Genomic DNA, 19767 nt, shown 5'->3' on the forward strand with positions numbered 1-19767 from the left:
AGATTAATTCATCGAAGATATGATACATAATTAATGCTTAAGATTATCTATCATAAAAAGTCCGTAAAAATATAAATTTCCGGACTTAGGTGCTCTAATATCTCGAAAAAGCTCCTTTGTATATACTATTGTGAATAAAACGTTATTATGGTATAAATCTACTATAATATAACAAAGTAGGTACTTTATATGTTAAAAGGTAAAAGGTTTTTGATTTTATTTGTTCTATTAATTTCTATTGCTTTTTTCTTTTTTGTACTCAAAGAAGATGGAGAAATTAAAAGAGATAATATAGAAATAGGGTATAAAACAAATGATGAATCTCAACAAATTATTGATCCACGAAATAAAGTGAATCGAAAAAAGAAGATAATTGTCTCTACATATTTTAAAGACAATTCGGGAAAAGAAAAACAAAATAAAACGTTTGTACTAACATTAGCTAATGTCAAAGACAAGAGCAATCTATTAATGGAAGAAACTATTCCTAACGGCGAAGCCACTTCGGGTTATGAATTTACAATTAGTCCAGGGAAACTCCCTGCAGGAAAATACCAATTTTCCTTGTATAGAGACAATAATTTAAGCGTAGAAAAAGTCTTTACATTCAAATGATAAAGAATACATCGTCGGTAAAAGTAGACATTTTAGTTACCATAATATTTTTTATCAATAAAAGTACCAAAAGCCCTTTAAGGGCTTTTATGGTTAACGAAGTTATTATGTACCTTGTACCTCGGTTTTTAGGGTTAAACATTCCTTACAAAAATAAAAATAGATAATCATTTCTCCCAAGAAAAGGTCCACCACGGATACAAGATCTACTTCAAAATCATGAGTGATACTGGAAACATATTGCATGTCATGGTTACAGGTTGGACAGCTTATATCATTTGGATTTTCCACGTATAGAGGCGCTCCCAACACTCTACATATATACTCCTGACCAAATAAGTCAAATGCATCATAGTAGGCGTCTTCATTGACTGGTATATCTTCTCCTAACATATTAATAAGTTTGAATTTCGTATAAGGAAGAGGAACAGGTATTTTATCTTCTTCGTCTTGAATCCATTTTTCCTTATCATTTTGGCTTAAAACAGTAATATTTTTTGTTGTTGGATTTAATTGAAATAATTGAGGCTCCCATACAGTAGAACAATTTAAGCATGATATTAAAGGTAATTCCTCAAGTTTAGAAGTTCTTAGTTTACTTAATCTATCATCCTTTAGATCAAAACATAAAATCTGATGTAAATCTTCGCCACATAACTGACATTTTGGTACATTCCATTCTTGTCCTCCGAAACGATGATTATAAACACCACTACCTTCAATAGCTCTAAAGCCTTTATGACCCTTCCAATGCTGTCCATAAGGTTCATTTATCATGATAAGTCCTCACTTTTATATAATTGGTAACTTTATTATAACCCAATATAAATTATGTTTAATAAGTTCTATAAGATATAGATTTTCACTTAGGTCAGGCAAGTGGGTACTCTAACGAGCGCTGCCTGCCCGACTATATTATAAATTTATACACCATTCACAACTTAGAATATATAATTAAGTTAATTATTGTATGAGGGAGTTACTATTATGAAGAAGTACAAGAAAATGTTAGTGGGGTTCAATAATAAAGATTTAAATTGTTATGCTAGCCGTGGAGATTGGCTTTATCTTGCTAATAAGAAAGATACAAAAAAGGGGCTTTTTCGTTTACCAAATTATCTTTATTTCTTCGTTTCTTTAAATAGTAAACGTATGCCTTCGGAATTTGGAGTTGTAAAAACCATTGAAGGATATGTTACAGCAGAAGATCTTGCTAGGCTTGATTATGAAAGCAGAAAAATAGACATTTCACTCATAAATGAGGAAATTTTAAAAGAATATGAAGAATTTCTCGAAAAGATAAATGCTAAGCCAGAGCATACTCCTATGGGGGCCACATGGTTAGAAACGATATTCCCTACAAAAACAAAAAAATTAAGAGTACATAAAAAATTCTTTACTGGCATGTCTAAAGAGGAGAAAAAATCCGTATTTGAATTTGATATTAGAGATATATCTGAATGAACAAGCGCTGATTTTATAGTCAATATTTGTTCCATTAAAATAATTGATTTTTTGTTGAAAGGTGGCGCTTTTTTGAATCATTTTTTTGTTAGATTAATCCCAAATGGATACTACGATTATGAAGAAAATGAAGCACTTCCAGCACATGAGTTGATTCTCCGTCCACTGCTCTTGTGTGCCAAAGAATGCTATGTGTATGGTCTTAAAAAAGATACAGAATTATTTCAACAGTGTACCGATATACTTTCTTTTACTCGTAACAAGTACAAACTAGATTTAAAAAAGGAAGTCATCAAAGGATATGAACAATTTTGGAATGCAACAGGATGGCAGAGAGGTTCAATTCTAATCTTTCTAGAGTCAGAAAAGCTTAAGAAGCTAAACATTTTCACTTCCTGTTATGATCCTAGTATTTGGGAAAATCCTAATTCAGGAGAAAGTGCTGCAGCTATTAGATTTTGTAAAGATGTAGTTACGAAAGAAAAACTAGTCGGCCTTTGCTTTTCAGCCTCTAACGGTATTGAATATATGAAGGTTTATGCGGAGAGCGATATATTAAAAGAATTATATGAATGTGCGTTAGTACAGGTACTGTCTTCAAGATCAGATTCTATATATACACAAAAAAAACGTAGAAAATTACCTGGACAGTAAGTATCAATCATTAACTTTTATTATCTAGATGGTATTTATGGAAAGGAAGAAACGTAATGAATATCTTTGATTGCTTGGAAGAACTACAAGCAGAATTGTTTGAGAAATCATACGAAGAAATAGAAGCTAAGTATTATGAATTATGCTCTACTCAAGTGGAAGGTAATGAAGCAGAACGGATTCATAATATAAATTTAGATACTTTTCAAATGCAAGTAAAGAGTAGCCTTCAAGAAGCTGTGCATATAGTAAATGAACAGACTGCAAGAGCCATTTATTTTGAATATGATATGGATAATGGTTGGGAAAGTACATTTTTTATTTGCGATGGATACAGTAGTCTCATTGAAGAAGATGATGACTGGGCTAGTGATTGGATAGACGAAATTGAAGGGCATAGTAACAAAGAGTTTGCTCAGATTTATCAAGAGAACGGTTTTGATGCTACGGAAAAAGCAAAGATTATAACGCTATTTTTAATTGTAAGAACGCTTGTAGCTTTTGCGAAAGCTGTAAAAAACATAAAAGTTGATGTTCCTTTATGTGTAGGATTTCACGATCAAGATCCAATCATGCGAATTAAAGAGTAGCTAGTGAGAAATCCACCATGGCAACACAAATAACTCATTATATATGGAAGCTGTAGAAAAGTTATATTGAATAGGGGATTATTAAAATGTTAAAAATAAAAAACTTTCATTTGCTAACTAGTCTTTCACCAGATTTTTCTTTTTTAGATATAAAATATATTATAGAAGTAAGGTACTTTACAGAGTATAGAAACAGTTTATTGTTTGATGAAGAGAACAAAACTAATTTACATATAGTCTTTCTTTTAAAAACTAAAGGTGCTCATACCTTTCAGGAAGTTAGTATGAATTTTTATAGCGTAGGAAATTTCAAACTATACGCGAGTGGGGGAGCTTTACAGTTATCTATATTAGAGATAATAGATCTTCGTGATAGAGGTTGGGAAAATATTAGATTTCAAGTACGTGATGTAGAGGATCAAGATATCGATTTTTATTGTAACAGTATCGAAGTTTTAGGTGTTAAGGAATCACCAATTATTGATAACGAATACTTTAGATAGTTATTCAAAAAGAGAAGGATTTTTTTTAGAACCCCTCTCTTTTTGCTAATTGTTATAAGGACCCATTGTGTTAATAATAAGATTATATACTTTATGAAGAGATATGGATTTCCTTTGTCCAACTGCTTGTTTTTGATTTAATAGTAATTAATTGATTGCTTTCCCATTTCAAACTCCCTAAGAACCTAGCGTACACAACCTCATTTCCGACTTCTTCTACTAATAGTTGATTAATTATTCTTAATCCTTTTTCATCATAAACCTCGCACCATAATTGAAAGCCTGAACACCTGTGGATTCCCTTTAACATTGCCAAAAGCTTTCGATTAGGGCTTTTTTTAGGCGTTTTTGCAACTAAAAAAACAGCCTCATAATTTTGTTTAACTATTTCTTCTAAAGACTCTTCTACATATTTCTCTATAGTTGTTAAGGAAAATGAAGAGTAATTTTCTAAGCACGGGACGATATAACTCCTAACAATGTGACAAAATGCTTCGTATTTTTCTTCAATAGACTCTAACTCTATAAATAACATATAGTCATCTGGAAGAAATACTTCAATATCTCGGATAGCCATCTCCTCTGAGTATGACACTTCCTTATTAGGATTGGCTAAGCAATAGACAGTAATACTATTTATTTCATCTATTTTAAAGCCGATTTCCTTTAATTTTTTACAGAAAATCAATTCAAAAATTCTAAGTTCATGTAAGTTGTTGTAATGTTTTTTAGGCCTTTTTTTTGCCCAATCTATAATATGAATATTAAACATTTAAATGGTATCCCTTCTTGTTTATGAATACGACTAGAATGTTACTTAGCTTAACTACTATTTTAAACCTTAATTTTAGAAATACTACTGAGAATCGTGATTATAGCAGCTAAATCTATATAGGATATACACATTTAACATTTGTTGTTATTCTACTTATAAACAAATTTTTGTTCTAAAGGAATTATCTATAATGAATCTTGAAAAAACCTGTAAAAATAGGGAAGTATTTTGCAGGAGGTAGTTGTAATTGGCTTTTAGTAGCAACCCCAGGCGATAATATCGCCATTTGGTGTCCTGATGATTTTGAATAAGTACTAGATTACTTGGTATAGAAGGGAGAATGATAGATATTGCTGGCACTACATTTATATGATTTAACAATTATAGATGATGAATGGGGAGAGAATCATAACGATTTTTACGTCAAATTAGAAGCTGACATTGGAATAAAAGGACATAAAAGCCCAATAGAAGTATTTTCAATATATGTTACGAGCCCCTGTAGACTAAGTTCAATGCTAAAAGACCAAGAAATCGAAACAGGCAGAGGCTTATTTATTATGAATGATTTTAATATTAAGGCTGTAGAAGATCGACTTAAGAAATTACTCCTACATTGCAGCAGACAAAGTTGGGAAGAATGCTTACTTGCAGTTAGTCGATACGCTATTAGAGAGTATGAATCGTAAAGTTTGGGATTCCTTTTACGAAGACTAAGGTTAAGTTAACAGGATTATTTTACATATATATTCAAAGGAGGCAGAGAATGAATTTAGATCAATTAATTAAGTTAGGGGCTCCTTATTTTCATATAGCTGTAGGAGATACAACATCATTATCTAACTTACAGGTTCAAGCTAGGGAATTAAATAAGACAGAATTCAAAGTAATTAGGGGAAAAAAGTGTAGGAATATCACAGGTCTAATGGATGAATGGGCTGCTGCGCTTCAATTCCCAGATTATTTTGGAGAAAATTGGGCTGCTTTTGACGAATGTTTAAATGATCTAGATTGGCTTCCTGCAGATAAATACATCTTATTCATTATGGACGCACATCTCATTTTTAAAGGGAAGAAGAAAACCTTTGAAATTTTAATCGATATTTTTAAAAATACTATTCAAGAATGGACGGAAGGTAGATATTATGATTCTTTTCCTACGGAACCAACTCCTTTTCATATTATTTTTCAATGTAGTGATATACATAAGGAGATATTTCAAAAAAGACTTGTTAATGCAGGAATAAAGCTGGTAAATATCTTTCAACTAGAAAAGCAGGATAAAGCATTACAGAATTTCCAAAGAGCACATCAATTTTGTAAGAATAATAAGGAGAATTTAGTACAAGATCAAATATGCGGCTGTTTTTACTGTTTGAAAATGTTTGATTCGATGGAAATTGAAGAATGGATTGACACTGACGATGATACAGCTATCTGTCCTTACTGCGGGATTGATTCTGTAATAGGTTACAGTTCTGGATTCCCCATTACCCAAGAATTCTTAAGGGGAATGAAGGCATATTGGTTTTAAACAAGGGGGTACGTAGATGGATAGTTTATTGGATTTACGGATTGAATTAATCACAGGACAAAAATTAGCTATGCAAGGGTCTTATCAAAGAAGAGCTCCCTCAAAAAAGGCCATTCCTCATCTTTTAGTAGCAAGAAAAGGTTTAAAGAATTATGTTAAACAGCACCCTACCAATGCTTTAGCTTGGCAATTGCTATCGGAGGCTGAAGAATATCTATTAAATTATAACGAGGCCTTAACGGCACTTCAGAATGCCCTATCTCTTGACGAAAAAGATAAAAAGTTATTAAAAAGATTAGCTATGCTAAAAGAATACGGAAACCAATGGAAAGAGCTTGGAATAACATCAGAGCAATTAAAATCGTTAGAAATATACCTACAAGAAAAATTAGAATCATATGGTTGTAATCATACATTAATTTATACCAGAGAGTGGTTGGATATAAACGTGTTAAGAAGCAAAAAGTCTAAGTTAGTAAAGGCCTTACAAAACCATGGTGGTTTTTGTGATTGTGAAGTTCTTATGAATGTGATCGATTAGGTTAAAGTACTACTGAAAGTCTTTATTTTACTAACTTTAATAAATATCTATTTCGAAAAGGTGAAACGAATGTTTGAAAGTCAGCCAACAAACAAAGATTTGATAAATAAGCTAGAAGATGTTCTCAAAGGAGAGATATCTAGAGAGCAATTTAATATATGGGCCTAAAAATGGGTTCAAAATCTAGATAATAGAAGTAATCTTTCCTTAAATGAGAATCAATTACATGAATACTTTATTTTCTTATTAGGCATCGATTTAGAGATTGAACCCGATATATATTTCTACGACAATAGACAAATTCAAGAATGGATTGAGAAAATAAAACATGGTATTCAATTATCTTAATAAAGATATAAGTACTATCAGAAAAGAGATGCAATAATGAATCAAATTAAAATTGAAGGTAAACAGGGCTTTATTCAAATTAAGTCAGAAAAGAAATATGAGTTTTCCAATAAAAAAAGTCATTTCGGAGGTTATGATATTGAAGGAACGGTTGAAATAAAGACTGGGAATTACTATGTATTAGGAGAATTGTGGTTCACTACAAACGATATGTATGAATTTTATCAAGCATTAAACAAATGCTATAATACCCTTCAAGGCACAGCCACTTTTATAAACTACGAAACGTCTCTTCAAATAGAATTTGAATTTAATAATCTAGGTCAAGTCGTTATCCACGGTTATTATAGAGAGAAGCCTTATTTGGAGAACGTACTGCAGTTTGAAATAGAAAGTGATCAAAGCTTTATCTTAGCTACGTTAAATGAATTAAAAACATTTTTGAGTCAATATAGGGATATTAGCTGAGATAATTAATAAAAAAAAGGAAATCCAAGGTAGGGTAAAGTACCTTGGTGTTTTTATTTCTCACAATCTTTCCTACATTAACTAAGAGTGTATATACAATAAATTGTTTTAAAGAGATCAATGATAACACAGCTTTCGGCTATCCTATAAAAAGCAAAAGTTCGTAAAGGTATACATTTACGGACTTTTCTTTTATGTAATAAATCTATCATTTTTATTGTTCGTTTAAGTCAAAAAACAAATTGCGAACGTGCACTTGAATTCAATAACTTTTACGAACGTTTTTTTGCAGAATAAGAGAGATCTTTACAGAGTAAACGTAAAAATGAAATTTATAGTGCCAAAATGAGGGTGCTATGTAAATAATAAAAAAATTCATACCTATTATAGGTATGAACCTTTTTAAAATATAATTAGTTTCCAATAGATATTTTTTATAATAGAACCAATCCAGCTACTAATAAAACAGCACCAAGCATAATACGGAACCCTGAAGAAGAGACCGGATCCGTTACTATATCCGATGCTACTGCTAAAAAAGCTAAAGTTTTCTTAGTCTTTCCTTTTGTGTTTTTATCTTTTACAACTATTAAAATTCCTGAGATTAATAGATACAAACCAATTAATAAAACTAATATAGGTATGAAAATCCTTTCCACCTGCTTTTATGTATTATAGTGTATTTATTTTCTATGCTTTTTATAATTTAACTTAACCTTCCGATAAACCATATTTCGTCGCAGTTCTCATATTCATATTCAGCACCAATCGGTTTATAGCCTTTAACGCTTAATCCTTCAGGTATGTTTATCTTCCACTTATTTTCAAGATTTTGGGTTTGGTGTAAACGTATAAAAGGTGCTTCATCTATCTCTGTACTAAAAAAACCTTCATAGAAGCTATCCATCCCTTTTTTAGTAAATAAAATTAGGATAACAGAATCGTCCAAATCGGATGAATTAAAGCTACAAAATATGCGATATTCCTTTTGCGTTTCCGTTCGTATGTCAAGAAGATATTGTATTTTATTAACAATCTTCTGTACAAAATATCTTTTTACGTTAATTGGAACATTCTTTGAATGGGTAAAAAACATACTAAAAGGAATATGAAGAGAGGTATATCCTTTATAATTTGGATCTTTATTATTCTGTACAGGTAGAGAATCAATTTGTTCATTAAGATATTTTGAAAAAGTACGAAGCCTTCTTCCTAAGCCTCTTACTTTCTTTTTTGAATAACAATTCTGGTTCCATTGATTCATGTATTGATTTTCCTCCAATTAATCTTTTTCTCAGTTTCCATGTTAAATTTATAAACTCTGTCTATAACATTACCTAGACAGACTTAATTTTATATTAATTTTTGCATATTCACATATTTTTTTAGTGAATATGCACCTTAAAATCCAAAAAAAGTTTTTTGGTTCCGATAATCAAACTTATGGTAACTAAACTAGAAAATAAAAAGCCTGGATCTCCTTAGATACAGGCTTTTTCTCAACTCTGTTGTTTAAGTAGAAAAAAGTACTTACTTTAAATTCAAGGTTACTTTCTTATTTAGATATGGAGATGTAAAAGTTACTGTTTGTTCATTTCCCCATTGTGCATCATGAGCTCCTAAAACATTTAAATCGCTCATATCCGTATTTCGTGTCATAACATGAAGAGGTTCTTGATTTATTCGTTTTTTCACCAAAGGGAATTCCGTTTGTTTATAAAAATTATAGTAATGATTAGTTTCTCCAAGACTCCAATTAGAATAACCAATAATAAGTTTTTGGGTATTCTTAGGGGAACTTAGATCATAATAGTCAACTTTATTAGTATAAAAGAACGTGAACCACCCAACGATTGCTATAGGTACAATAAAAAACGGCCCAATTACTCCCCAAAAAACTTTAGACTCTTTTGTTTTGCTAACGGTTATAAGGACTATGTATAAATAGATAAAGTGTAGAACAAATATCAGAAAATATATCGAAACCTTTGAAGAGAAAACGTATAGGCTCTTTAGTGCTAAAAGATAAAAGAATAGATCTATAGGAAGAAGGATGATAGCTAACATTTTTAGTATACTCTTATTATTTTTATACTTCATTGACTACGAACCCTCCTCCTTTTAATTTAGAAATGTTAAATATCGCTGCTATTAATATCAAGTGAGTAGCTACGAGGTATATAATTTTGGACTTTTCCAGGTGAGTTAAATAGATCACTCTTACTGAATATCGTAAATCCAACCTCTTCCACATCCACAAATGTATCGACTTTATCTATATCGACATTTTTAAATTCTATAGGTTTATTCCATTGTCTCGAAGGAATTAAATCCTGCTCTACAATACCTTCTCCGTAGAAAATGAATATACTCAGCCCATTATTAACTAATTCTTCTGCTAATCCACTAACATGGCTCAATTTTTCTTCAGAATCAACTTTAATAATAGCACCATCTAATGAATGCTCATAAAAAGGAATTTTATTTTTAATCAATGTTTCTTTTCCATGTCCAGAGAGCATTGAGTCTAAAACAAAAAAAACAGGTAAACCAAACATTTTTCGAACTAAAGAGATGATTAGATCATGATTAATGTCCCTAATCCCTACAGTAATAGATACAAATTTATCTTCTGGAAAGTCAAAACTATCAATTATACTTTGGTCTGAATATTGCACAAAATATTCTTTTTTCAACATTTATCCCCCTTTAGGGTTTAGTCTTTTTGAACTCTTACTATTACGTTATGTAGTAGTTACTTCTGTTAATGTAACAATAAATTCTATGCAAGTGATAGCAATAATCGGGAAAAATTTAGAATTTCCATTGAATAAAGAACGTTTGTTCGCATATAATAGAGAACAAACGTTCTTTATCTAAGGAGTTCTTTCAATGGATTATGCCCAGCTACCAAACAGAGTCATTATATGCATCGACATGAAAGCATTTTTTGCTTCAGTTTCTTCTGTCATACGGGGGTTAGATCCGCTGAAAACAAAGCTTGCGGTGGTAGGAGATATCAAACGGTCTGGATCGGTTGTGTTAGCTGCCACACCTTTATTAAAGAAAAAAGGAATCAAAACAGGAAGTCGTCTTTTCGACATTCCTAAAAGAAAAGATATCCATGTCGTGAATCCATCTATGGAGAGGTATATCAAAGCTTCGAACTATATTTCTAGTTTGGTGTTACAGTATGTGGCTCCTGAAGATTTTCATGCGTACAGCATTGATGAGTTGTTTATTGATGCGACAGCTTCGTTGCATTTATTCGCTAAAACACCAGAAGAATTAGCTCATAAAATCATCAACGAGATTTACCGTAAGACACGGCTGACAGCTACCGCAGGCATCGGTCCCAATCTCTTACTGGCAAAAGTGAGCTTAGATCATGAGGCTAAGAATAGCCCAACAGGAGTTGCGTATTGGCGATATGAGGATATTCCCTTTAAACTGTGGTCCATTCATCCGATGAAGGATTTCTGGGGAATTTCGTCTGCTACGGAAAGACGCTTACAACGGTTAGGCATTCACACCATCAAAGAACTCGCTCTTTCTTCAAAGGAGATGTTACAAAAAGAATTTGGCATTCTGGGTGAAGAGTTGCATCAACACGCGAATGGGATTGATTACAGTCGCATTTCTGATGTGTACATTCCTAGCTCTCGTTCATTTGGAAAAAGTCAGATTCTATTCCATGATTATACAAACCGAAAAGAAGTGGAGTTATTGCTGTTGGAGCTATTAGACGATGTATGTTTTCGTTTACGCATGCATCAAGTAGTGGCTCAGACTGTTCATTTATCCATTGGTTACAGCAAACGAACAGGTGGAGGCTTCTCAAGACAAAAGAAAATGAGGAGAGCTTCGAATTTAAGCCAAGATATCTTTCCGTATTGTTTAACCATCTTACATACACATGATAGCGGAATGCCGATTCGTTCCATTGGGATTTCCTTGGCGAACACACGCATTCAAGAAGAAGAACAAATGAGCTTATTTGAGGATATTAATCAGCGGGAAAAAGCCTATGCACTTGCAAAAACGATCGATGACATTCGTCTTCGTTATGGAAAGAATAGCGTTCTACGGGCCTCAAGCTATCTCGATCATTCAACGGCTCGTTATCGAAACGGCCTTCTAGGAGGTCATAAAGCATAAAGGAGGAAGCTGCTATGCAGAACAGAGGAATGAAAAAATGGCGACCGTTCGCCACTATGCCAGAGCAATACAAAGGATTACAGGAAATTATAAAAAAACAAGCAGAAATACCACAACCTTTTTTAACAGAAGATCAAATGGAACAGATTAATTTCACTTTGATTGAAGCGCTTCATACACATAAAAAAGTGTACCTGACGTATTACAAGCATGGGCAGTGTATAACGGAAACAGGAATTATTCAATTTGTTGATTCTCTAGGAGGTGTCTTTGTTTTTATAGATGAAGGATGTAAGCAAACAAACAAAATGAGGTTAAGCGAGCTAATTGATGTTCGTTTCATGTAGTAGAAAATAATAAAACAGTTTATTTACATAAGATTTCCATACATAATTAGTGTAAGCTTAAAAAGTACAGGATTATTTTCATAGATTCATTTAGTAATGTTATATAAGGAGGCCTTTAAAATGAAGCAGTTTTGGCATGAATTTGAACAGCGGTTGAACAAAAGGTGGGACTAACCTTCCCCCAAAACCTTAAAAGAGCTTTTAGACGGAGGAGAATTTGAAGATTTTCCAGAAGTAGAACCTGTTGGACCAGTGAAAAAAGAATTGTGGTGGAACCCGCGTTGGATTTCGATTGCCACGAATGGGGGAGGAGATGATATTTGTATAGACTTGGATCCGGCTGAAGGAGGAAAAGTCGGCCAAATTATCACCTTTTGGCACGATTGGGAACAGCGCGAAGTAATAGCAGACAGCTTAGAAGAATGGGTAATGGCCACGATAAATCATACAGATCATTAAAGGGGAGAAGCAAATGATAAAGCCGGATATAGAGAAAATCTATAAAATTCTTAAAGCACTTCCAGGTACGTCGGTGAAAGTAGAATTTGAAGATGAAGTGGGAGAAATTCTTTCTACTCCTTATTATATCTATCTTAAAAGCGAGTTTTTAGATGGACAATTAGGCTATAGAGAAGATCTAGAAGCCAATTCCCTTATAGGGAATCAAGAAGGAGATTGGCAAGAAAGCTGGTTTGTCATAGGGTATGATGAAGAAATCGGCGGTGACCCGCTTTTTATTGATATAGCGAATGAAGATTATCCAGTTTTCACAGCTGAACATGGTATGGGTGAATGGGACGCTTTAGAAATGTATGATTCTCTAAAAGAGTTTGTAGAAGATGTTACTTAATTATGGCTTCGTTAAACGATTTTGATAAGAGTACGGTCAGAAGAGGACAGATAGTAGTTTAATATCTACCTAGCTGTCCTCTTTTTTTAGTACCTATTAAACTTAGAAAGAATGTAGAGAAAGGCAGGTCCTTATGGTAGGAATCGATTTCTATATCGTTAATAATAAGAAAGAAGCTGCTTCTTCTACTAAATGTGTAAAATTTGAGGAAAGAGTACACGACTATCTATTAGCAAGAGAATTCAGGGATTCATTTGAATTGTTGACAGGGTTAGATCAATATGGTGACAAGTTGTTTTCTGTACAAGAAATCAATCAATTAATAAAGGTATGTGAAGCGTTAAAGACTACCTGTCGACAGCCAACGGAAATAAATCTGAAAACGAAAACATTTGCTGAAGCATTAAAGGGTCTTTGCTTAGAAGCACTGAAGCTAAATAAATTAGTATTTGCAGCTGGTGATTAATGTAGAATTAAATGAAATCTATGTTGTGGTTTCATCGCTTCGATAATATGAATGAATAAATTCAAAGGGGAAACGTCTTGAAAAAAACAGTTCTAAATAAAAATAAAACACTTATAGAGTTAGGGGATGAGTTTCTAGTCGTTTGTCCACATTGTGCTTCTTGTGCAAGCGTCATAGCTTTAGATAATCCGAGTCCCTATGTCGCTAACGTCAGAAGAAGGTTTGTTTGTACTGCTTGCGGAGCAACAAAAGACAAAGTTATAAAAGCGAACGGTTATGGAAAAGCAAGAGTCTCGTATGAACCTAAAGCTAATTATGAAGTAATCTTAATTGGAGACCCCTGTGATTGGTATTTTCAACTTCCGCTCTACTTACAAATCGAATGCAGTGGAAACACCTTATGGGGATTAAACCTAGAACATTTAAATTATATCGAAAACTATATAGAAGCTGAACTCAGGGAATCACATCCCTATTATTTAAGTGTCGAGAGTCGACTTCCAAAGTGGATGAAGCTTGCTAAAAACAGGAGTGAAGTATTAAGAGCCATTAAGAAACTAAAGGTGAAATTAAATGAGAAGAGCTAGGGTACAATGTCCTCGATCAGGATTGAGGGTTAGATGTCAGAAAGGTGTAGAACCAGCAGTTAGACAGTCTTGCTTAAACTTTGCAGTCTGGTTACGTTCAACGATAGAATTTCCTGTAAGAGTTGTTGTGTATTTAAAAAAGGATTATCAAATTAAAAATAAATATTCTAAAGAGCTAGTAAGCGCTACTTTCTTTGCACCATATGATAAAGCGATAGAACCTTATATACGAATTGCTACTGGTGACTATGAAGAATTAGTATCGGAAAGGGGAGAAATTGATGCTCTTTGGGCTATACTCCGCAGTATGGCTCACGAGATTGTTCATTACCAACAATGGATAGAAGAGAAAGAATTTGATGAGACAGAAGCAGAAACTAAAGGTGAAGAATTATTAGATGCTTTTGCTAATTCGTTATAATTTATCTTTCTAATCAGCTTATAAATTAAGCTAAAGAATTCTGTAGCTGAAGGTAACTTCTAAATAGCCTAAGTATGGGAAGTGAAGACTATGTATCAAACTATAAAGATTAATAATTGGATTTTAGAAATTGATGTTGAAGAAACAAAAAAACAGTATTTGAAGAAGTGGGATTTGTGCGATTGTCTATATTGTCTAAACTTCTATGAAGCTATGAAGTCACGATCAGAGATAGAGCTTCAGCTTTTTTACCAACTAGGTATTAATCCTTCTCAATGTAATCACTTATCACATTTTGATCCTCAAGAAAATGGGCTACACTTCTATATTGGCTGTTATCATCTTGTAGGTAAGGTATCTCTTCAAACACCTCTTGAAATTATAAATTCAGATGATGCAATCCAAATAAGTAATAATTTACATATTGGCTTTTCTAAAAATTTGGAATTTGTCCCTGGCGGATTTGCCAGACCCGTACTTCAACTGAATTTTGAGATAGAAGGCCCTTGGGTCCTGGCTGAAGAATTAGATTAACGTTTTTTTATAACCTAGCTATCGCCTTAAAATCCATTTTCAAAACATTAAGGATAGGAAAGCTACAAGCAAAAGCAGAAGAGAAAACTCTAAAGCCCACGGACCATATTTATGAGAATTCAAACGATACATAGACCACCGCTGGGCGTTTTCACCTCCAAAGAATGAGACGGTAATCCATAGAAGAAATAAGACTAAAAACCATGAAAAAAAGATAATATAATTAGTCATCAGTTTTATATCCGCCATAAGCATCATCGTTATCGTACCATTCACAATCCTGAGGGTTGTTTGGATCTAATATAATTGTGCCATCTTTATCACTCTCGATTTTACGTGGCGGGTTTTTCTTAAGCTCTTCGCTTAATTTTGCCCGTAACTCTTCGATAGAAAACTTTTTTAATTTTTGTTCGCGACTTGGCATATAAGCACCACTCCTGTTAACGGTTTTTCTAAGAAATATACATCTTATGAATTTACTCTAGTTTATTTAATTTCTTTACCTCACTTAAAAATTCTTCATCTGAAAATTGACCGGTTATCTTTTTTTGAATGAGTCTTTCTTCCGAATCAGAAAGGTATAAGCCTTCTACCGCAAAACTTGCTTTTGTATTGTTTATAGCTTTTTCTATAGTTTTTTCATTCTCTGACATATTACCAACCTTTCATCTTCAACAGTAACCTAAGGTAAATTTTCAAAAAGAATGCGATAAATTATTTTTAGAGGCTTTATAAATTTACGATATGTGCAAATTCTTTTTTTACCTGTATTTACACTACAAAAATGATATCCATAGACTTAATCTTTATTAGCTAAAACCCTTCTTTCATTTACAATTATGGTGGAAAAAGGTAGATTATTAGTATACATCTCCATAATTATACTTCATGAAAATAGTTTGTATTAACACATGAACCTTTATAGATAACTTTAGCAAGTGAACATCTAAATACAACAGCTAGAAGACATTTAATTAATTATATGTTATTCGTTGTAAGCTGAACGTGCAAATTCTTTACAATAAAGAGGGTTGATAATATGACAAATACACAAAATATATTAAAGGCATGGCATTTTGCTGAAAATTTAAGCCCTGGAGTTGTTCCTCCAGTCCCTGGTATTAAATTAGGGAAGCGTATGAAAACATTTGATCAACCACGGGTTCGCAAAGTAAACATAAAAGAAGAGTTATGGAAAGAAGTAGAGTTAACTAACCCAGCAAAAGATAGTCTAGTTTTTACATACTATCTAGATTGTTACGTACAAAACGATCTTGTTAAATTTCTAAGACAGCACTTTGGAATTACAGATGAAATTATTAATGCTAAGTGGAATAAAAATTTTAGTTTAACTTTTTCATTGGATGAAAACGGTCAATATATTGAAGAGTCGCTGTTTATTCCACCGCTTCACTTAATTACAACAGAAATGGTGAAGAACGGAGGTTATAACATTGGACAGTTTTCAGAACAATACGTATTAATGACGAAGGAATGGGAGGAGTTGGCTAATTCTGTATTTACAGATGGAGTGAGTGAATCAGCAATTCTTCAGCTTCTAACAAAATACGATGAAATATTTCATCGTTTTGCAAAACGATCAGTTCAATATGCAGAGAATTATATTGAAATTTCTATTTTAAAGAAAGAGGACTCCTTAGAATCCAAAAACTTCACAAGTTTCTACATGAACGATTTAGAACTTATTTTAGGTGACACACCAAATGAAACGTTGAAAAACTTTTTAGAAGGTTGCAAATTAGCTCTTAATATTAACGAAAATCGTGCTGCCATTGAGAATGCTCTTGATCCAAAAAACTTGCCCGCTGGGCGATGGCCTTCAACAAATGAATATCGTTTATCATTAATGCAGCAAGTAGCTGTAAACCAAGTTCTTAATGAAAACGAAAGAATAAATTCAGTGAACGGGCCCCCAGGAACAGGGAAAACAACATTATTAAAGGATATTTTTGCACAAATTATCGTTAATCGTGCTACTGAAATGGCGAAGTTTTCTGATCCTAAGCAAGCATTTGAGGGAAATCAACTTTTTTTAAAGGAGCCATTAACAAAATTTAAAATGGTCATTGCTTCAAGTAACAATGGAGCGGTTGAAAATATTTCTAAAGACTTACCAAAATTAGAAGAATTAAATTTGAAAGTTAAAAACCAAAATGACAACAGCTATCTAGCGGAGATTAAAGAACTAGCATTTTTTGAAGAACTCTCAAAACAATTAGTTCTTGGGCCTTATGAAGCCCAGAAATCAGAAGACATTATTTTTGCACCAATATCGGTAGCACTCGGAAAGAAAAGCAATCAAACCCAAGCAGCAGATGTCCTAAAAGTTGATACGATTATAAACTTACTAGATAAAGAAGTACAAAATCTAGCTCCTTCATCTTGGTTGGATGCAGTAAAAGAGTTTACAAATTTATATAAAGAAATCGAGCATGACAAACAAGTTTTACATGAATACATTGAGATATTAAAACAGAGCCCGGACGTTGTAGAAGACATAGACTTGGAGATATGTAAGTATACAAAAATGATACAGGAAATAAAACATCCCCTTGGTACTATATATGCTGATATAGAAGTAAAAGAAGAAGAACTAAAAAAGCTACCAAAGCCTAATTTTCTGACAAGGTTATTTAATAAAGAAGATATTCAAACAAAGAACCTTAAACAAGATGTAAAAGATTTAAGAGCATTAAAAGATCAAAGCTTATCAAGGCTTAAAACCTTAGAAGCGGAATTGAATTCTCTTAAACAGAAAAAACAGCATTTTTTAATGTTACAGCAGTCCTTTAAAAAAGAAAGATTAGAGCTTTCCACTGATGCACATTGGGCACAAACTGATGAAGCATATGAAAAACGTCAAAAGGATATTATTTGGCAGACAGACTCATTAAATTTCAAACGGGGATTGTTGTTTATAAAGGCCTTACAGCTTCACAAGCTTTTTCTTATCTACAATAAACAAGCTTTAGAGCGCCCTCTTCAGCTTTTTGCTAATCGTAGCGAAGTTGACTTAAATACAAGTGAAGGTATTCGCGAAACTGAAAACATGTGGGATGTAATACATCTTATAACGCCAATCATCAGTACAACATTTGCCAGCTTTTCTCAAATGTACAAAGGAATTAAAAAAGATTTTATCTCTTATTTATTCATCGATGAAGCTGGACAAGCTTCTCCACAGCAAGCTGCAGGTGCATTATGGCGTTCTAAACGTTCAATAATTGTAGGGGATCCTATTCAAATTGAGCCCGTTGTTACTTTGGACGATACCATTTTAAACGATATCCGCAGGCGCTTTAAAATAGGCGAGCAATATATCGGTCCAGAAGCTTCGGTACAGGGACTAGCAGACTTAGCAAATCCTATAGGAACGTATACTGGCGATAGTAAGCGAATTGGGATACCACTTTGGGTTCACCGTCGCTGCGCCAATCCCATGTTTTCTATTTCAAATGAAATTGCATATGACAATAAAATGGTTTTAGCTATGGATTCTGATCAAAGCGCTGGTGTTTGGTACGACTGTCATGGTGGAGCCATAAACAAACATTATGTAAAGGAACAAGGTCAATTCGTCTTAGAAAAAATCAAACAACACTTTCAGCGCCTTCAGGAATCAGAGAAAAAGGCCGAGTTCCCAAGTGTTTTTATTATTACACCTTTTACGAAAGTGAAAACAGAAATTACTAAGTTATTAAAATCTAAGTTGAAAGAAGAATGGGTGCATATGGATGAGCGCAAGCTAAATAGGTGGATTGTAAATTCTGTTGGGACAGTTCATACTTTTCAAGGGAAAGAAGCAGATATTGTATATTTTGTTGTCGGAACAGATAAACAATCAGACACTGCAGCGGACTGGTCTTGTTCAAAACCAAATCTACTGAATGTAGCGGTATCACGTGCTAAACTTGAATTTTATTTAGTAGGTGATTTTAAACGTTTAAGTGCTAAGAGAAATTATAAGGAATTTGCAAAGCACTTAGAGGTTGTAGAACAAGTTAGCCATATCAATCTATGATACTGTTTTAAAAACCTATGAGCGCAGCAGTAGTATATAAAAACGCAATATTCTCTAGTAAACAGAGAATGTTCAATTAAAACAAATATATTATTTTAAGTAAATATACTTTAAAAAAGCACTCCTGTGAGTGCTTTTTTACTTTGCCTTAAGGAACAATTCTAAAAACAATCATTTTATGTATAGGTACTTCCACACTCTCCATGTGCAAAAAACTGGAAAAAACTCTCTCTAATAATTTATAATAATAGAGAACTATGTCGAATCCTAAATATTGGAGAGATTGCTATATGAGAAGAATACTTCCTTTTATAATTTTTACCATTTATTGCATTCCATATGTTTATCTATCTATACGAAAAGATTTTGAAGATGATTCAAAAATAAACTATATAATCATGGCCATGGTTACAGTCGTACTATCTTATCTAAGCGGGCTGATTAGAGCAGATTTGTCACTTATTTTAGGAAATATCGTTTCTTTTAGTACTTCATATTTTTATAACGCGTTAAGACTTCCTGATCCAAAATGGGAAAAATACTTTTCGCCTGTTACTTCGGTTGAGCAAATCGTACTCATAAGCCTTGCGGCGCTTGTACTGCAGATGATTGTTTATACAGTTGCTAGAAAGCGAGCGAAGAGATACATTCGTAACGCTATGGTTTCAAAATAGCAAAAAAAAGAGTTAGTCATTTGATGGGCCAAACTCTTCAGATGACTAGCTGAAAGAAGGGGTAAAAAGAAATTCATTCTGTATGAGAAGATAAAGCGATTAAAAACATTGAAAAAAATTCTCTTGCAGTCAAACGAGGAGGGAAGAATAGAAGCGTTATTAGGCATATACTTACCTGCTTTAAACAGGATACGAA

The 19767-nt window shown here is 33.0% G+C and carries 28 protein-coding genes and 1 pseudogene; 20 read left to right on the forward strand and 9 right to left on the reverse strand.

From position 1 onward, the window contains the following. The first annotated feature begins 189 nt into the window (after window positions 1-189). Window positions 190-615, forward strand: coding sequence for a hypothetical protein (locus tag WKH56_RS27885; RefSeq protein ID WP_310884353.1), 426 nt, complete (start codon window positions 190-192; stop codon window positions 613-615). A gap of 105 nt (window positions 616-720) precedes the next feature. On the opposite strand, the gene WKH56_RS27890 is transcribed toward WKH56_RS27885, so the two are convergent. Next, window positions 721-1392 carry a hypothetical protein gene (locus tag WKH56_RS27890; protein WP_310884354.1) on the reverse strand — a complete coding sequence of 224 codons (672 nt, stop codon included), beginning with the start codon at window positions 1390-1392 and terminating at the stop codon, window positions 721-723. Between the two features lie 210 nt (window positions 1393-1602). On the opposite strand from WKH56_RS27890, the gene WKH56_RS27895 reads away from it, so the two are divergent. From WKH56_RS27895 to WKH56_RS27910, 4 genes are all read left to right on the forward strand, one after another. Continuing rightward, entirely contained in the window at window positions 1603-2079 is a 477-nt protein-coding gene (locus WKH56_RS27895) for a hypothetical protein (RefSeq protein WP_310884355.1), read from the forward strand. Between the two features lie 72 nt (window positions 2080-2151). Further along, complete coding sequence (locus WKH56_RS27900) at window positions 2152-2733, forward strand: hypothetical protein (protein WP_310884356.1); 582 nt, start codon at window positions 2152-2154, stop codon at window positions 2731-2733. Between the two features lie 56 nt (window positions 2734-2789). After that, entirely contained in the window at window positions 2790-3323 is a 534-nt protein-coding gene (locus tag WKH56_RS27905) for a hypothetical protein (protein ID WP_310884357.1), read from the forward strand. Window positions 3324-3409: 86 nt separating this feature from the next. Next, a complete protein-coding gene (locus WKH56_RS27910) occupies window positions 3410-3826 on the forward strand; it encodes a hypothetical protein (protein WP_310884358.1) in 417 nt (138 codons plus the stop codon). 91 nt (window positions 3827-3917) lie between these two features. On the opposite strand, the gene WKH56_RS27915 is transcribed toward WKH56_RS27910, so the two are convergent. Continuing rightward, entirely contained in the window at window positions 3918-4598 is a 681-nt protein-coding gene (locus WKH56_RS27915) for a hypothetical protein (protein ID WP_310884359.1), read from the reverse strand. 353 nt (window positions 4599-4951) lie between these two features. On the opposite strand from WKH56_RS27915, the gene WKH56_RS27920 reads away from it, so the two are divergent. The 5 genes and pseudogenes from WKH56_RS27920 to WKH56_RS27940 all read left to right on the forward strand — a co-directional run bounded on the left by WKH56_RS27920 (window position 4952) and on the right by WKH56_RS27940 (window position 7492). Further along, window positions 4952-5290: an Imm8 family immunity protein gene (locus WKH56_RS27920; protein ID WP_034264762.1), complete on the forward strand. Its 339-nt coding sequence runs from the start codon at window positions 4952-4954 to the stop codon at window positions 5288-5290. Window positions 5291-5367: 77 nt separating this feature from the next. After that, a pseudogene (locus WKH56_RS27925) lies at window positions 5368-5724 on the forward strand (barstar family protein); the annotation flags it as partial. A gap of 135 nt (window positions 5725-5859) precedes the next feature. Beyond that, window positions 5860-6135 (forward strand): cytoplasmic protein, encoded by a 276-nt coding sequence (locus WKH56_RS27930; RefSeq protein ID WP_244303208.1) that lies wholly within the window; start codon window positions 5860-5862, stop codon window positions 6133-6135. Window positions 6136-6151: 16 nt separating this feature from the next. Further along, window positions 6152-6676: a DUF2695 domain-containing protein gene (locus tag WKH56_RS27935; RefSeq protein WP_310884360.1), complete on the forward strand. Its 525-nt coding sequence runs from the start codon at window positions 6152-6154 to the stop codon at window positions 6674-6676. Window positions 6677-7060: 384 nt separating this feature from the next. Beyond that, window positions 7061-7492, forward strand: a complete 432-nt coding sequence (locus WKH56_RS27940; RefSeq protein ID WP_208732450.1) for a WapI family immunity protein — start codon at window positions 7061-7063, stop codon at window positions 7490-7492. A gap of 434 nt (window positions 7493-7926) precedes the next feature. On the opposite strand, the gene WKH56_RS27945 is transcribed toward WKH56_RS27940, so the two are convergent. The 4 genes from WKH56_RS27945 to WKH56_RS27960 all read right to left on the reverse strand — a co-directional run bounded on the left by WKH56_RS27945 (window position 7927) and on the right by WKH56_RS27960 (window position 10188). After that, window positions 7927-8151: a hypothetical protein gene (locus tag WKH56_RS27945; RefSeq protein ID WP_028413765.1), complete on the reverse strand. Its 225-nt coding sequence runs from the start codon at window positions 8149-8151 to the stop codon at window positions 7927-7929. A gap of 47 nt (window positions 8152-8198) precedes the next feature. Beyond that, window positions 8199-8756, reverse strand: a complete 558-nt coding sequence (locus WKH56_RS27950; protein ID WP_310884361.1) for a DUF3916 domain-containing protein — start codon at window positions 8754-8756, stop codon at window positions 8199-8201. Between the two features lie 266 nt (window positions 8757-9022). Continuing rightward, window positions 9023-9592, reverse strand: coding sequence for a hypothetical protein (locus WKH56_RS27955; protein ID WP_310884362.1), 570 nt, complete (start codon window positions 9590-9592; stop codon window positions 9023-9025). Between the two features lie 35 nt (window positions 9593-9627). Beyond that, window positions 9628-10188 (reverse strand): hypothetical protein, encoded by a 561-nt coding sequence (locus WKH56_RS27960; RefSeq protein WP_028413762.1) that lies wholly within the window; start codon window positions 10186-10188, stop codon window positions 9628-9630. A 196-nt stretch (window positions 10189-10384) separates the two neighbouring features. On the opposite strand from WKH56_RS27960, the gene WKH56_RS27965 reads away from it, so the two are divergent. From WKH56_RS27965 to WKH56_RS28000, 8 genes are all read left to right on the forward strand, one after another. After that, window positions 10385-11650 carry a Y-family DNA polymerase gene (locus WKH56_RS27965; RefSeq protein WP_275211221.1) on the forward strand — a complete coding sequence of 422 codons (1266 nt, stop codon included), beginning with the start codon at window positions 10385-10387 and terminating at the stop codon, window positions 11648-11650. Window positions 11651-11664: 14 nt separating this feature from the next. Continuing rightward, window positions 11665-11997 (forward strand): YolD-like family protein, encoded by a 333-nt coding sequence (locus tag WKH56_RS27970; RefSeq protein ID WP_028413760.1) that lies wholly within the window; start codon window positions 11665-11667, stop codon window positions 11995-11997. A gap of 252 nt (window positions 11998-12249) precedes the next feature. Further along, the gene (locus WKH56_RS27975) at window positions 12250-12456 is read left to right on the forward strand and encodes an SMI1/KNR4 family protein (protein ID WP_231099194.1); all 207 of its coding nucleotides are present in this window, start codon (window positions 12250-12252) and stop codon (window positions 12454-12456) included. A 13-nt stretch (window positions 12457-12469) separates the two neighbouring features. Further along, entirely contained in the window at window positions 12470-12847 is a 378-nt protein-coding gene (locus tag WKH56_RS27980) for a hypothetical protein (protein ID WP_063247203.1), read from the forward strand. A 133-nt stretch (window positions 12848-12980) separates the two neighbouring features. Next, window positions 12981-13313: a hypothetical protein gene (locus WKH56_RS27985; RefSeq protein ID WP_063247204.1), complete on the forward strand. Its 333-nt coding sequence runs from the start codon at window positions 12981-12983 to the stop codon at window positions 13311-13313. Window positions 13314-13390: 77 nt separating this feature from the next. Next, window positions 13391-13900, forward strand: a complete 510-nt coding sequence (locus WKH56_RS27990; protein ID WP_063247205.1) for a hypothetical protein — start codon at window positions 13391-13393, stop codon at window positions 13898-13900. Beyond that, window positions 13887-14321 carry a hypothetical protein gene (locus tag WKH56_RS27995; protein WP_063247206.1) on the forward strand — a complete coding sequence of 145 codons (435 nt, stop codon included), beginning with the start codon at window positions 13887-13889 and terminating at the stop codon, window positions 14319-14321. Before WKH56_RS27990 ends, WKH56_RS27995 begins: the two co-directional genes overlap by 14 nt. Before the next feature lie 90 nt (window positions 14322-14411). Further along, window positions 14412-14855: a hypothetical protein gene (locus WKH56_RS28000; RefSeq protein WP_221833557.1), complete on the forward strand. Its 444-nt coding sequence runs from the start codon at window positions 14412-14414 to the stop codon at window positions 14853-14855. A gap of 39 nt (window positions 14856-14894) precedes the next feature. Here the strand turns inward: WKH56_RS28000 and WKH56_RS28005 are convergent, their stop codons facing one another. Genes WKH56_RS28005 through WKH56_RS28015 form a run of 3 tightly spaced genes read right to left on the reverse strand, consistent with a single transcriptional unit; the run spans window position 14895 to window position 15508 of the window. Then, a complete protein-coding gene (locus WKH56_RS28005) occupies window positions 14895-15086 on the reverse strand; it encodes a hypothetical protein (protein ID WP_342837117.1) in 192 nt (63 codons plus the stop codon). Continuing rightward, window positions 15079-15279, reverse strand: a complete 201-nt coding sequence (locus tag WKH56_RS28010; RefSeq protein ID WP_034264733.1) for a hypothetical protein — start codon at window positions 15277-15279, stop codon at window positions 15079-15081. Before WKH56_RS28010 ends, WKH56_RS28005 begins: the two co-directional genes overlap by 8 nt. Before the next feature lie 52 nt (window positions 15280-15331). Continuing rightward, window positions 15332-15508: a hypothetical protein gene (locus WKH56_RS28015; protein ID WP_196299115.1), complete on the reverse strand. Its 177-nt coding sequence runs from the start codon at window positions 15506-15508 to the stop codon at window positions 15332-15334. Between the two features lie 386 nt (window positions 15509-15894). On the opposite strand from WKH56_RS28015, the gene WKH56_RS28020 reads away from it, so the two are divergent. Both WKH56_RS28020 and WKH56_RS28025 read left to right on the forward strand, forming a co-directional pair. Then, window positions 15895-18897 (forward strand): DEAD/DEAH box helicase, encoded by a 3003-nt coding sequence (locus tag WKH56_RS28020; RefSeq protein ID WP_034264730.1) that lies wholly within the window; start codon window positions 15895-15897, stop codon window positions 18895-18897. Between the two features lie 290 nt (window positions 18898-19187). Beyond that, window positions 19188-19571, forward strand: coding sequence for a hypothetical protein (locus tag WKH56_RS28025; protein WP_033578688.1), 384 nt, complete (start codon window positions 19188-19190; stop codon window positions 19569-19571). Window positions 19572-19767: the final 196 nt, after the last annotated feature.

It is taken from the genome of Priestia sp. SB1 (assembly GCF_038898415.1).